Below are 13,756 nucleotides of genomic sequence, written 5' to 3'. Positions count from 1 at the left end.
CAGCGTTCCAGAGTTCGCTGAATCGCAGAATCAAGCTGCCGCCCAGGGGTTCTTGATTCTGACGCTAACCCCAGACCCCTGCTGATGAACTGGCGACCGCTATGGGATTTACTGCTAGGCGCTCAGGTCTTCAGCGAACGGCGCCGGGTACTAGCCAGCGGGGGCCGGCGAAGCGCCAGAGCAGGGCTACCAGGCGGGCAACCATGAGGGCCCACATGGCGCCCCACAGCCAGCCGATGCCCCCGTCGGCGGCCATCACCCACCACGCCAGGGGGACGAACACCATGGCGGCGGCAGTCATGGCCTTGGCCAGAAACCGCATGTCGCCGGCACCGATCAGCACGCCGTCAAGGGCGAACACGACCCCGTTCACCGGCTGCAAAAGGGCCAGGTGCAACATCAAGAATCCGACCAGCGACAGCACCGCCTCATCGTTGGAGAACACCAGCGGCAGCCACGGCCTGCCGGCCAGCAGTACCACGGTGGCCGTCAAGCCCGAAGCCAGTCCCCACTCGATCATGCGCCGTCCCGCGGCCCGGGCCTGCTCCAACTCGCCGGCGCCCAGGAGACGCCCGATCATGGCCTGTCCGGCGATGGCCACCGCGTCGAGGGCTAGGGCCACGAAGAACATGAGTTGGTAGACAACCTCATGAGCGGCCAGATCGACATCGCCCAGACGGGCGGCCACCGCCACCGACATGGTGAACGAAGCTCGAAGGGCCGCAGTCCTCAGGAACAGGTCCAATCCCACCACGGCCAACTGGGCGATGATGGATCGGTCAGGAGCCATGGTCACCCCGTGTGCTTTCACCGCCTCTCGGATCCACCACACGTAGGCCCCGGCCGCCAGCCATTGGGCAACCACAGTGGACAGAGCCGAGGCCCCTATCCCGAAGCCGAGCCCATAAATCAACAGCAGCTCCAACACGAGGTTCAGCCCGGCGGTGACCACCGCCACCTTCAGCGGGCGCATCGTGTCTTGGAGCCCGCGCAGGTAGCCCACCCCGGCCAGGGTGATGAGCATTCCCGGCAGGCCGAAGAGGCTGATGCGCAGGTAGATCCGGCCTTGGGCCAGCACCTCTCCGTCGGCGCCCAGAACTCTTAGCAGGGGATCGGCGAGGACATAAGCGGCCACGGCCAGCACCGCTCCTACCGCCGCGGCCAGCCACAGCCCCTGCACCGCCTGCTGGGCGGCCCGGCGGTGGTCTCCGGCGCCGATGAGCCGTCCCACCGCGGCGGTGGTCCCATAGGCCAGGAAGATGAACAGCGACAGCGCCCCCAGCAATACCTGGGAAGCCACTGCCAGCCCGCCGAGGTGGGGGGTGCCAAGATGTCCGACCACGGCGGTGTCGGCCAGGGTGTAGAGCGGCTCGGCGATCAGCGCTCCGAGGGCGGGTACCGCCAGCCGGGCGATCTCCCGATCGTAGGGCGATTTGTGCAATCCCACTAGCCCTCTGATCCGCGCCATGCCACTGGATAGCCTGTCGCCATGAGCGATATGAAGCCACGTTCCCACGAGGTCACTTCCGGAGCGGGGCGGGCGCCGGCCAGGGCCATGCTCCGAGCCGTGGGCATGACCGACGACGACTGGGACAAGGCCCAGGTAGGGGTGGCGTCGTCGTGGAACGAGGTGACCCCCTGCAACCTGCCGCTGGACCGGCTGGCCAAGCGGGCCAAGCAGGGGGTGCGCGACGCCGGCGGCTTTCCCATCGAGTTCAACACCATCGCAGTATCCGATGGCATCTCCATGGGACACGAAGGGATGCGGGCCTCGCTGGTGAGCCGGGAGATCATCGCCGACTCGGTGGAGGCGGTGATGCACGCTGAGCGGTTGGACGCCTTCGTCAGCTTCGCAGGCTGCGACAAGTCGCTCCCCGGCATGCTGATGGCCGCGGCCCGCCTCAATCTGCCGTCGGTGTTCGTGTACGGCGGGTCGATTCTCCCCGGACAGCACAACGGACAAGTGCTCGACATCGTGAGCGTGTTCGAGGCGGTGGGTGCTCACGCGGTGGGCGACATCGACGACGAAGAACTCGACGCCATTGAGCGCAACGCCTGCCCCACCGAGGGCTCGTGCGCCGGAATGTTCACCGCCAACACCATGGCCTCGATCGGAGAGGCTCTGGGCATGTCTTTGCCGGGCAGCGCATCGGCCGCCGCGGTCGACCGCCGCCGCGACGACTACAGCTATGCCAGCGGCACCGCGGTGATCGGACTCTTGCGGGAGAACATCCGGCCCCGCGCCATAATGACCAAAGCGGCGTTCGAGAACGCCATCGCGGTGACGATGGCTCTGGGCGGGTCTACCAACGCGGTGCTGCACCTGCTGGCCATCGCTTGGGAGGCCGAGGTGGAGTTGGAGCTCGACGACTTCAACCGGGTGGCCGCCAGGGTTCCCCATCTGGCCGACACCAAGCCCCACGGGCAGTACCACATGGCCGACATCGACCGCATCGGCGGCGTCCCGGTGGTGCTGAAGATGCTGCTGGATGAGGGCCTGCTGCACGGCGACGAGGTCACCGTGACCGGCAAGACCATGGCCGAGAACCTGGCTCTGCTCGACCCGCCCGGACCCGACGGGGAGGTGATCCGCCGCTTCGGTGAACCGATCCACGACATCGGCGGCATCGCGGTGCTGACCGGGTCGCTGGCCCCCAACGGGGCGGTGTTGAAGGTGGCCGGCATCGACTTCGACCACTTCGAGGGCCGGGCCCGGGTGTTCGACGGGGAGGACGCGGCCATGGATGCAGTGCTGAACGGGAGCATCGAGGCCGGCGACATCGTTGTGATCCGCTACGAGGGCCCTAAGGGAGGTCCTGGCATGAGGGAGATGCTGGCCATCACCGGGGCGATGAAGGGCGCGGGCCGCGGGGGCGACGCCGCCTTGGTGACCGACGGCCGGTTCTCCGGGGGCACCCACGGGTTCTGTGTGGGCCACATTGCCCCCGAGGCCGCCGAAGGAGGGCCGATCGCGCTGGTGGCCGAGGGCGACCGGATTCGGATAGACGTGCGGGACCACTCCATCGACCTGCTGGTGGACGAGGTCGCCCTCGCCGAGCGCCGGGCCAACTGGAAGCCCCCCGAGCCCCGCTACACCAAAGGCGTGCTGGCCAAATACGCCCGCCTGGCTCAAGGCGCCGAAAAGGGCGCCATCACCGAGGCTTGAGCAGCCTCTAGGGCCGCCCAGAGAGATCGGGGTCGGACCAGGCGCCGGTGGCTTCGTCGAAGGCCCGGGCCGCGGCGGTCATCCAATCCGGCCGTCCCTGGCGGGCGCCGCTTGAGGACACCGGCCCCAATTCGGCGTCGACAAACAGCTCGGCGCCAGACGGCACCTCGAACGGAGGTCGGGGAGCGATGGCCAATTCCAACTGGGAGAGGGCGTCAACCGCCTGGTCGCGGGACTGCTCTGAGTGGCCGTAGAACGCCGGATCCAGCACTTGGGCCCACTTGTCGGCCCCCATGACCACCACATCGTACCCCCGGGCGATGTCCGCTAGGAGCTGGTGATCGGTCACCGCCACCTCCAACCCGTCGATGTCGGCCACCGATGCTTCCAGCACTGCGATGCGATCATCGAAGGCCGGTCGGTCCACCAGCTCTTTGCCCAGCGCCACCCGTGACACCATGAGGTCCACCCGGTCAAGCCCCCGCTGGTGCAGCGCCGCCCGCGCGATGGCCAGGTGCCCGATGGTGGGCGGGTTGAACGAGCCGGGATACACCCCTAACCGTCTTGTCACCGGGAGGCCTCAGCGTTCATACTGGTGTGATCCTATGAAGCGCCATCCCCACCCCGGGGCGATTCTCGTAGTACGCCTATAGCGCACGGTCCCGGCCGACCCGGAGACCGAGCGCTTCCGACCTCCCTCGCTGGGAGGTCTTTCCTTTTAGGACAAGCCCGAAAGGTTGATCCCAACAGGAAGATCATGGTGGAAGTCAAAGTGAACGGTTGCCAAACATGAATATGAACGGCGGACAAGCCCTGATGAAGGCCCTCGAGGACGAGGGGGTGGACATCTTGTTCGGGCTGCCCGGCGGGGCCATCCTGCCGGTGTACGACCCGCTGATCGACTCGTCCATCCGCCATGTGCTGGTGCGCCACGAGCAGGGCGCCGGCCACATGGCCGAGGGGTACGCCCACGCCACCGGGCGCCCCGGCGTGGCCATGGTCACCTCGGGACCGGCGGCCACCAACATCGTCACCCCGCTGTGCGACGCCTACATGGACTCGATTCCCATGGTGGTGGTCACCGGCCAGGTTCCCTACGCGGCCATCGGCACCGATGCCTTCCAGGAGTGCGACACCACCGGGATAACCATGTCGGTGACCAAGCACAACTACCTGGTGACCGAGGCGGCCGACATCCCGCAGGTGATTCACGACGCCTTCCACATCGCCACCACCGGCCGACCCGGCCCGGTGCTGGTGGACATCCCCAAAGACATCGTCGACCCCAACAACCCCCGCTCGGCGATGGAGTGGTACACCCCCGACAGCCACGACCTGCCCGGCTACCGGCCCAACCGCGCCGGCGACGCCGAGTTGGTCCGCCAGGCGGCCAAGCTGATCTGCGAGTCCGAGCGCCCGGTGATCTACAGCGGAGGCGGAATCTTGAAGGCCCGGGCCGCCGAGGCCCTGTTGGAGTTGGCCGAGCTCACCGGCACCCCCGTGGTCACCACGCTGATGAACCGAGGCGGGTTCCCCGACGACCATCCGCTTTGCTTGGGCATGCCCGGCATGCACGGCAACTACACCGCGGTTACCGCCATGCAAGAGGCCGACCTGCTCATCGCACTAGGCGCCCGCTTCGACGACCGGGTCACCGGCAAAGTGGCCGGGTTCGCCCCCCTGGCCAAGATCATCCACGTGGATATCGACAGCGCCGAGTTGGGCAAGGTGCGCCGCCCGGATGTGGCCATTCAGGGCGACTGCCGGTTGGTGATCGAGGATATGGTCAAAGCCCTGGGAGAGCTGGGCGGGAGCGAGGCCCAAGCCGACCGGAATCCGTGGAGGTCCCGCATCAGCGGATGGCAGGAGCGGTTCCCGCTGACCTATGAGCACTCGAAGGACGATGAGCTGCTGAAGCCGCAGTTCGTTCTGGAGCAGTTGCGCGACGCCACCCCCGACGACACCATCGTGGCCTCAGGCGTGGGCCAGCATCAGATGTGGACCAGCCAGTATTGGAAGTTCAACCACCCCTATACCTGGGTGAACTCGGGAGGGCTGGGCACCATGGGTTTCGCCATCCCCGCGGCCATCGGGGCCAAAGCGGGCCGCCCCGAAGCCATGGTGTGGGCGGTGGACGGCGACGGCTGCTTCCAGATGACTGCCCAAGAGCTGGTCACCGCGGCCACCGAGGGGTTCCCCATCAAGGTGGCCCTGATCAACAACGCCTATCTGGGCATGGTCCGCCAATGGCAGGAGATGTTCTATGAGGAGCGCTATTCCGAGGTGTACCTGACCCGCGACGTGCCCGACTACAAGCTGTGGGCTGAGGCCCTGGGCTGTGTCGGGCTCCGGGTGGAGTCGCCCGAGGAGGTCGGTCCGGCCATCGAGCAGGCCAATGAGGTAGACGACCGCCCGGTGGTGGTCGAGTTCCGCTGCGAGGCGGGCGAGAATGTGTACCCGATGGTCCCCGCCGGCATGTCGAACAGCGACGTGGTGGTCGATCCCTCCCAGCAGGATCGCCCCCGATGAGCGCGTCAGCCGGACCGAACGGGGGCGGCACCACCACTCTGGTGGTGCGGGTGGAGAACAAGGCCGGCGTGCTGGCCCGGGTGGCCGGGCTGTTCGCCCGACGGGGGTTCAACATCGAGTCGCTGGCGGTGGCCCCCACCGACGACGAGCGGTTCAGCCGGCTCACCATCGTGGTGGGGGTCGACGCCGCCCCCATGGAACAGGTGGTGAAGCAGCTCGACAAGCTGGTCAACGTGGTGGAAATCCGGGAGCTGAACCCCGCGGCCAGCGTGGAGCGGGAGCTGATGATGGTCACCGTCCGGGCCGATCCCGCCATTCGGGGCCAGATCTTGGACTTGGTGAGGATTTTCCAGGCCACCGTGTTGAACGTCGGCTACGACGAGATCATGGTGTCGCTCACCGGATCGCCCAGCCGAGTGGATGACTTCGAGGACCTTCTGCGACCCTATGGGATTGTTGACGTTCAGCGGACCGGCAAGGTAGCGCTGCCGAAGCTGGCGAAGACCGCCCCCGACCCCCTGGCCCCCTGACGGCCCTCAAACAACCAAGGACAGCAAATGGCAACCGTGATGTACGAGAAGGACGCCGACCGCTCCCACATCGCCGACCGCAAGGTGGCGATCTTGGGATACGGCTCTCAGGGCCACGCCCACGCCCTGAACCTGAGAGACTCAGGGGTCGACGTGCGGGTCGGGCTGCGCGAGGGATCGTCATCGGCGGCCAAGGCCGCTGAGGCCGGCCTGCGGGTGATGTCGATTGCGCAGGCTTCGGACGAGGCCGATGTCATCATGCTGCTTCTGCCCGACACCGAGCAGGGAGACATCTACCAGGCCCATATCGAGCCCCACCTCCAGGCGGGCGACGCGCTGTTCTTCGCCCACGGGTTCAACGTGCGGTTCGACTTCATCTCCGCCCCCGCCGGGGTGGACGTGGCCATGGTGGCCCCCAAGGGCCCTGGCCATCTGGTGCGGCGCACCTACGTGGAGGGCGGCGGGGTGCCGTGCCTGATCGCGGTTGGACAAGATGCCACCGGCGCCGCCCGGGAGCTGGCCCTAGCCTATGCCGACGCCATCGGCGGGGCCCGGGCCGGGGTGATCGAGACCACCTTCGCCGAGGAGTGCGAGACCGACTTGTTCGGTGAGCAGGTGGTGCTGTGCGGCGGGCTCACCTCGCTGGTAACCGCGGCGTTCGAGACTCTGTGCGAGGCGGGATACCAGCCTGAGGTGGCCTACTTCGAATGCCTCCACGAGCTGAAGCTGATCGTCGACCTCATGTACGAGGAGGGGATCGGCGGGATGCGCTACTCCATCTCCGACACCGCCGAGTACGGAGATCTGAGCCGGGGCGACCGGATCATCAACCAGGACACCCGAGCGGAGATGAAGAGGATCCTGAGCGAGATCCAGAGCGGGTCGTTCGCCGAGGAGTGGATGGGGGAGAGCCGCAACGGCCGGCCCAACTTCTTGCGGCTGGAGGCCGAGGGCCAAAAGCACCCCATCGAGCAGGTGGGAGCGGAGCTGCGGGCCATGATGCCGTGGATCTCCGAGGGCCGCCAGAGCGTGGCCGACGTGTCCGGCGGGCAGGGGAAGGGGTAGCTCCCCGATAGCTGCCGGTAGCCAGTATTTCAGTAGTATCTACCCGGCAACTCTGAGAGAAAGAGAGAAGAGCCGTGAGCGACAACTGGGGTTTCGAGACCAAACAGATCCATGCCGGGCAGGAGCCCGATCCGGCCACCGGGGCCCGGGCCGTGCCCATCTATCAGACCACCTCCTATGTGTTCCGCGATACCGAGCACGCCGCCGCGCTGTTCGGGCTGGCCGAGGTGGGCAACATCTACACCCGCATCATGAATCCCACCCAGATGGTGCTGGAGGCCCGGCTCTCCGCGCTTGAAGGCGGGACTGAGACCGCCATCGGGATCCCCGGCGCGCTGGCCATGGCATCGGGGCAGGCGGCAGAGACGCTGGCCATCTTGAACCTGGCCGAGTCGGGCGACCATGTTGTGTCCTCCGCGTCGTTGTACGGCGGCACCTACAACCTTCTTCACTACACCCTGCCCAAGATGGGCATCGAGGTGTCGTTCATCGAGGACCCCGACGACTTGGGCGCCTGGAAGAACGCCATCCGGGAGAACACCAAGGTGCTCTACGCCGAGACCATCGGCAACCCCAAGAACGACTGCCTCGACATCGAGGGCGTCGCCGCAGTGGGACATGCCGAGGGCATCCCCCTGATGGTGGACAACACGGTGCCGTCTCCCTACCTGATCCAGCCGCTGGCCCACGGCGCCGACATCGTGGTGCACTCCATGACCAAGTTCATCGGCGGCCACGGCAACTCCATCGGGGGGGTCATCGTCGACGGCGGCACCTTCGATTACGGGGCCAGCGGCCGTTTCCCCAACTTCACCGAGCCCGACCCCAGCTATCACGGATTGGCCTTCTGGCCGGCGCTGGGACACGGCTCATTCATCATCAAGGCTCGGGTGCAACTGCTTCGGGACATCGGAGCAGCCATCTCCCCGCAGAACGCCTTCTACTTCCTGCAAGGCCTCGAGACGCTCAGCATCCGCATGGAACGGCACTGCTCCAATGCCGAGGCGGTGGTCGAATATCTGGACGGCCACGACCAGGTGGAATCGGTGCAGTTCGGGGGGCTGTCGTCCAGCCCGTGGCACGAGCGGATAAGCCGCTACACCGGCGGCAAGGGCTACGGCTCGGTGCCCGCCTTCCACATCAAGGGCGGACGTGAGGCCGGCGAGAAGTTCGTGAATGCGCTCACCCTGCACAGCCACGTGGCCAACATCGGCGATGTGCGCAGCCTGGTGATCCACCCGGCGTCCACCACCCATTCGCAGCTCACCGAAGCCGAGCAGATCAGCACCGGGGTGTACCCCGGACTCGTGCGGTTGTCGGTCGGCTTGGAGACGGTGGACGACATCATCTCCGACCTGGAGCAGGGCTTCGCGGCCGCCCAGGCCTGATCCCGCGGCCCGCGCGACACTGAAGACGCGCGACCATTAGGGCGTGCAGCCCGCCCGCCTGCTCAAGAAAGCCTCGGCACCGCTGGCCTTGGCCACGGCTCTGGTATTGGTTGCCGCGGCCTGCGTAGAGCCCGATTTGCAGGGGCCGGAGGTGTCCTCGCCCGTTCTGTCCACCGCCACCCCCACCCCGGAGATCACCGCCACCGCGGCACCGGGGCCGACCGCGGCACCGGTCATTCCAGGCATCGGCGAGGAGGTGATCCGAATCGGGGTCATCGCCGACGGCAGTGACGGCAATGTGGTCACCGACGGCAGCGAGGCGGCCTGGCTGGCCATGCGGGCTTGGGCCCAGTCGGTGAACGACAGCGGGGGCCTCGGGGGTCGTGATGTGGAGGTCGTCCTCATAGACGCCAGCGTGTTCGACCACCGGGCCGCCATCCAGCAGGCGTGCCGGGGCGACATCTTCGCCCTGGTGGGCTCCTACGCGTTGTTCGACGGCGACGGGGTTGACATCTTGAACGACGATTCCTGTCGCCTGCCCGACTTCCCGGCAGCCGCGTTGAGCCCGGCCCGGCGCGACTCGCCGGTCACCTTCGTGTCCAATCCCATCTCCAGCGATCGGTGGCAAGCCGGCCCGGCCCAGTTCCTGAGCGAGCAGTTCCCCTTGGCCGCCGCCGCGGTGGGCACAGTGGTTCTGGATCTGCCGATGTCCTTCTACCGGGCCGAGCGGGAGATCGAGGCGGCCACCGAGGGGGGATTCACCTTCACCTTCCAGACCTCCGCTGACATCAACGAGGACTACGGGGCAATAGCGGTAGCGCTGCTGGAGGAAGAGGTCCGGGCGATCTCCTGGTCGGCGGACAGCCGCCGGCTTCTTGAACTGCTCGAGGCCCGGGCCGAGCTGATAGCACAGCTGCCGCTGCCTCCCGCTGCGGCCGAGGAGCCAGACGAACAGACCCCTGGGGACCCTGAGGAGGAGCCCCCAAGCGATGAGGATGAGCCAGAACCAGAGCCAGAGCCGGAGGGGGAGCCAGAGCCAGAGCCGGAGCAGGAGGGGTTTCCGAGGGATCTGACCTTTGTCCACTGCCCGATGGACTGCTACTCCCGTAGTTGGGCCAACGAGGTGGGGGAGCTGGGATCGAACATCTGGGTGAGTATCGGGATGCTCCCGTTCGAGGAGTCGGGTGAGAACGCCGCTTTGGTGGAGTATCTGTTCTACCTGACCCAGGTCGACCCTGATGGCGACCCGGAGGCCGGGCTGGAGCTGATCGGCCTGTCCAGCTGGGCGTCGGCCCTGTTGTTCGAGCAGGCGGTCAATCAGGCCATGTTCACCAGCGGCGGCGGGCTGACCCGGGAGCTGGTGATCGAGGCCGCGGGCACCATCACCGAATGGGACGGCCGCGGCCTGCACGGCCCGACCAACCCTGCCGAGGGCATCCCCTCGCCCTGCTTCGTGCTGATGACTCCCACTCCGGGCGGCTGGATCCGCCGCCACCCCCTCACCCAGGGCACCATGGACTGCGACGCCGACAACCTGGTGGAGCTCACCGCCTCGGCCACGCTGGGGATGGATCCCAGCGGTCCCGGTCCCGCCGAGCCATCTGGGACGCGCTAGAGCCCAGCGGGGCGGGTGCCGATTATGGCTCTGGCCTCCAATTCGGCCAGCTCCTCATCGGTCAGGCCCAGTTCACCGCCCAGCACCTCGCGGTTGTGCTGGCCCAGGGTGGGCGCGGGGATCCGGACCCAGCCGTCTGGCGCCGACTCGAACCGGAACGGCAGGCTGGCGGCGGGGACCTTGCCGCACACCGGGTGGTCGATTGGCTCGATGAACGAGCGCTGGAGAAGCTGGGGATGGCTGCCGACCTCGGCGCCGAGTACCACCACGCTGGCCGGGATCCCGGCGTCGAGCAGTTGCGCCACCGCGTCAGCGTCGGTTTGAGGGGCTATCCACTCGGCCAGCCCGGCATCGATGGCGTCGGCGGCAGCCCGTCGCTGGTCGGCGGTGCCGTAGTCGCCCCAGTCGGGGCGGTCGAGCAAGCGGCAGAGGGCCTCCCACTGGTGGTCGTCGGCCACCGACACGGCCACCCAGCGCTCGAAACCGGCCGCGGGGTATACGCCTTGGGGGGCGGCCCGCGGGCTCCGGTTGCCCTCACGGGGGGGTTGGCGGCCGAGGGCCGAGTACTCCACTAGCTGCTCGGCGGCGGCATTGAGGGCGGCGGCCACCATGGTCACCTCCACCAGTCGGCCCCGGCCGGTGCGGTCTCTTTCCTCCAACGCGGCGAGGGTGGCGAACACCGCGTGCATGCCGGCCAGCGGGTCGCACGGCCCTCGGGGAATCTGGGGGTCCTCGTCGGGATACCCGGTGATGGCGGCCATCCCGGTGAGCTGCTCCATGGTCTGGGCGAACCCGGTGTTGTTCCGCCAGGCGCCGTCGAGGCCGAAGGCGGGCATCCGCGTCATGATCAGCCTCGGATTGAGGGCCGACAGCCGCTCCCAAGTGAGGCCGAAGCCCTCCATCACCCGGGGGGTGAAGTTCTCGATCACCACATCGGCATCGGCGATGAGCTCCTCGGCCACTGCCACTCCCTCGGGGGAGCGGAGGTCGAGGGTGATCCCCCGTTTGTTGGTGTTGGATCCGTGGAAGACCATGCCCCAATCCCACCACTGGTCCACGCTGGGCGGGCGGGCGGAGGCGAAGCGCATTCCATCGGGTCGCTGAACCGACTCGACCTTGACCACGTCGGCGCCCAGAAGGGCCAGGGAATGGCTGGCGATGGGGCCGGCCCACCAGGCGGTGAAGTCGATGACCCGCACTCCCTCCAAGGGGAGAGCAGCGGGTTCGCCCCGGTTGGGCTGGGCGGCATGGGCCTCGATCTGGCCGGTGTGCTCTCCCGCAGCGGGCACCGGCTCGAAGGGCCGGGTGGGTGCTCCGTGCAGCCGGTAGGGGACGGCCGGCTGGGTGAAGCCACCCGACGGGTTGACGGTGAATGCGTCCCGACCGGAAAACGCCTCCAGAGTCGGCACGGTGGCCCCGTTCCCGATGGGGGCCACCGGGATGCGCCGGGCCGACGCTTCGGCGATCACCTCAGCGGTGGTCCGCTGGGTGGTCCAGGCGTGCATGGCAGCTCGGAACTCGTCCCGCCGCTTCCAGCGGCCGCCGTAGCCGCACATCTCCTCGTCCTCCAGCCAATCAGGACGGTCGATCATCACCAGGAAGTCCAGGAACTGCTGGCGGGCCACCGTGCAAAAGCCCACGTGGCCGTCGGCGGTGGGCTCGATGGAGGGCAGCTCCACCGTGCGCCCGGGCCGTTCGGGGGTGGTGTCGCCGGCGAACAGGCCGGATATCCACGCGTAGGTGTTCATGGTCATGACCATCGTCTCGAACATGGACACGTCCACGTGATCGCCCCGACCGCTGCGCCCGGCGGCTCGGGCGGCAGCCAGCGCTCCCGCGCCGGCGTAGATTGCCGCGGTCCATTCGCCGATGGCACCTCCGGCCTGCACCGGTGGTCGCTCTGGATTGCCTCGCTTGCCGATGCCCCCGCACTCGGCCTGGAGGGTGAACTCGGTGGCCGGCCGGTGGGCGTAGGGTCCGGTGCGCCCCCAGGGGGAGATCGACACCAACACCAGGGCGGGGTTGGCCCGGCGGGCGGTGTCGATGGTTGCGGGAGGCAGCCCTTGGTCGGTGGAATCGATGAGGATGTCGGCGCTGACCAGCAGATCAGCCGTGGCCGGATCGGTTGGGTCGCCGGTCACCGAGCGCTTGGAAGTGTTGAGAAACTGGAACAGCGGGCCGTCTTTATCGCCCAGTTCCGCGCCTGACGCCGACCACCGGCGCAGAGGCTCGCCCCCAGGGGGCTCAATCTTGATCACGTCGGCCCCGGCGTCGGCCAACAGCTTGCCCGCATAGGAGGCCGATATGCCACCGCCCACCTCGACGACCCGCAGGTGCTGGAGGATCATCGCGGGCTCAGGGGCTCAGCGCAGGGCATCGCCCGGCAGGTTACTCAGCACGGGCATCAGGTACCCACGCCAGTGAACTGGGTGCCGGTGAACCATTCATGACAAGCGGTTGGCTTCAGTGTCTAGTATTCGTGCTCGTTCATACCGGTCGGGTAGCCGACGAGCAAAGAGAGGGAGCTGACATGGCGACGGTTGCGCTGCACGAGGAGATTGAGCCGCTCAAGGACATGGTGCCCATCGGTGAGGTCAATGCGGAGGTCTTGCCCGAGTTGCGGGAATCACGGCTGGGGGAGCTTCCCGAGCTCAGCGAGGCGGTGGAGCGCACCGACTACATGGTGGACGAGGCCAATGGCGTGGTGGTGCGGGTACACCGAGCGGTGGGGCAACAGGGTGCGGTTCCGTGCGTGTACTCGATCCACGGCGGGGGCTACATCCTGGGCAGCTACGAGATGGACGACGCCAAGTTCGACCGGTGGTGCCCCACCTACGGCATTGTCGGGGTGTCGGTGGAATACCGCCTGTCGCCCGAGACGGCGTATCCCGGACCGCTGGAGGACTGCTATGCCGGTCTGAAGTGGACGTATGACAACGCCGACAAGATCGGCATCGACCGAAACAAGATCGGCATCACCGGCGTCAGCGCCGGAGGCGGGCTGTGCGCGGCGCTGGCGCTGCTGGCTCGGGACCGGGGCGAGGTGCCGTTGCGGTTCCAGTTGCTGGACTGCCCGATGATCGACGACCGCCAGATCACCCCTTCCAGCCAGCTCGACGACCTGTTGATCTGGCACAAGAACTCCAACACGTTCGGCTGGCAGTGCTATCTCGGCGACCTCTACGGCGCCGACGACCTGCCCTACACCGCGGCGCCCGCCCGAGCCGAGGACTTGTCGGGCCTGCCCGAGGCCTACGTGTGCGTCGGCGGTGCCGACGGCTTCCGCGACGAGGACATCGACTACGCCATGCGCCTCTACGGCGCCGGCGTCCCCACCGAACTCCACGTCTACCCCGGCGCCCCCCACGGAGTGGCGATGTTCGCCCACCTCGAAGTGGCCCAGCGCTACTCCGCCGACCAGGAGGATTGGCTCCGTCGCCAACTCGGGCGGCTGAGGTAGAAG

General features: G+C 67.6%; 10 protein-coding genes. 7 read left to right on the top strand and 3 right to left on the bottom strand.

The window, feature by feature from the left end; all coding sequences use genetic code 11:
- Positions 1–130: 130 nt before the first annotated feature.
- Positions 131–1,447: an MATE family efflux transporter gene (locus tag ACOGXA_RS04150; RefSeq protein WP_419926019.1), complete on the bottom strand. Its 1,317-nt coding sequence runs from the start codon at positions 1,445–1,447 to the stop codon at positions 131–133.
- Between the two features lie 42 nt (positions 1,448–1,489).
- On the opposite strand from ACOGXA_RS04150, the gene ilvD reads away from it, so the two are divergent.
- Positions 1,490–3,166 (top strand): dihydroxy-acid dehydratase, encoded by a 1,677-nt coding sequence (gene ilvD / locus ACOGXA_RS04145; RefSeq protein WP_419926018.1) that lies wholly within the window; start codon positions 1,490–1,492, stop codon positions 3,164–3,166.
- A 7-nt stretch (positions 3,167–3,173) separates the two neighbouring features.
- Here ilvD and ACOGXA_RS04140 read toward each other — a convergent pair whose 3' ends face one another.
- A complete protein-coding gene (locus ACOGXA_RS04140; RefSeq protein ID WP_419926017.1) occupies positions 3,174–3,737 on the bottom strand; it encodes a nicotinate-nicotinamide nucleotide adenylyltransferase in 564 nt (187 codons plus the stop codon).
- 218 nt (positions 3,738–3,955) lie between these two features.
- Between ACOGXA_RS04140 and ilvB the strand changes: the two genes are divergently transcribed.
- The 5 genes from ilvB (at position 3,956) to ACOGXA_RS04115 (ending at position 10,293) form a co-directional block, all read left to right on the top strand.
- Complete coding sequence (ilvB, locus tag ACOGXA_RS04135; protein WP_419926016.1) at positions 3,956–5,695, top strand: biosynthetic-type acetolactate synthase large subunit; 1,740 nt, start codon at positions 3,956–3,958, stop codon at positions 5,693–5,695.
- Positions 5,692–6,225: an acetolactate synthase small subunit gene (gene ilvN, locus ACOGXA_RS04130; RefSeq protein WP_419926015.1), complete on the top strand. Its 534-nt coding sequence runs from the start codon at positions 5,692–5,694 to the stop codon at positions 6,223–6,225. Before ilvB ends, ilvN begins: the two co-directional genes overlap by 4 nt.
- A gap of 27 nt (positions 6,226–6,252) precedes the next feature.
- Entirely contained in the window at positions 6,253–7,290 is a 1,038-nt protein-coding gene (gene ilvC, locus ACOGXA_RS04125; protein ID WP_419926014.1) for a ketol-acid reductoisomerase, read from the top strand.
- Between the two features lie 74 nt (positions 7,291–7,364).
- Positions 7,365–8,678: a bifunctional o-acetylhomoserine/o-acetylserine sulfhydrylase gene (locus ACOGXA_RS04120; protein ID WP_419926013.1), complete on the top strand. Its 1,314-nt coding sequence runs from the start codon at positions 7,365–7,367 to the stop codon at positions 8,676–8,678.
- Between the two features lie 43 nt (positions 8,679–8,721).
- A complete protein-coding gene (locus ACOGXA_RS04115) occupies positions 8,722–10,293 on the top strand; it encodes a hypothetical protein (protein WP_419926012.1) in 1,572 nt (523 codons plus the stop codon).
- Here the strand turns inward: ACOGXA_RS04115 and ACOGXA_RS04110 are convergent.
- Positions 10,290–12,641 carry a CaiB/BaiF CoA transferase family protein gene (locus ACOGXA_RS04110; protein ID WP_419926011.1) on the bottom strand — a complete coding sequence of 784 codons (2,352 nt, stop codon included), beginning with the start codon at positions 12,639–12,641 and terminating at the stop codon, positions 10,290–10,292. The two genes, ACOGXA_RS04115 and ACOGXA_RS04110, sit on opposite strands and share 4 nt — an antisense overlap.
- A gap of 182 nt (positions 12,642–12,823) precedes the next feature.
- On the opposite strand from ACOGXA_RS04110, the gene ACOGXA_RS04105 reads away from it, so the two are divergent.
- A complete protein-coding gene (locus ACOGXA_RS04105; RefSeq protein WP_419926010.1) occupies positions 12,824–13,753 on the top strand; it encodes an alpha/beta hydrolase in 930 nt (309 codons plus the stop codon).
- Positions 13,754–13,756: the final 3 nt, after the last annotated feature.

Origin of the sequence: Candidatus Poriferisocius sp., assembly GCF_965208475.1 — a bacterium.
GTDB lineage: Bacteria > Actinomycetota > Acidimicrobiia > Acidimicrobiales > Bin134 > Poriferisocius.
Note: the sequence above shows the minus strand (reverse complement) of the source record. Positions and strands in the feature narration are given on the sequence as shown.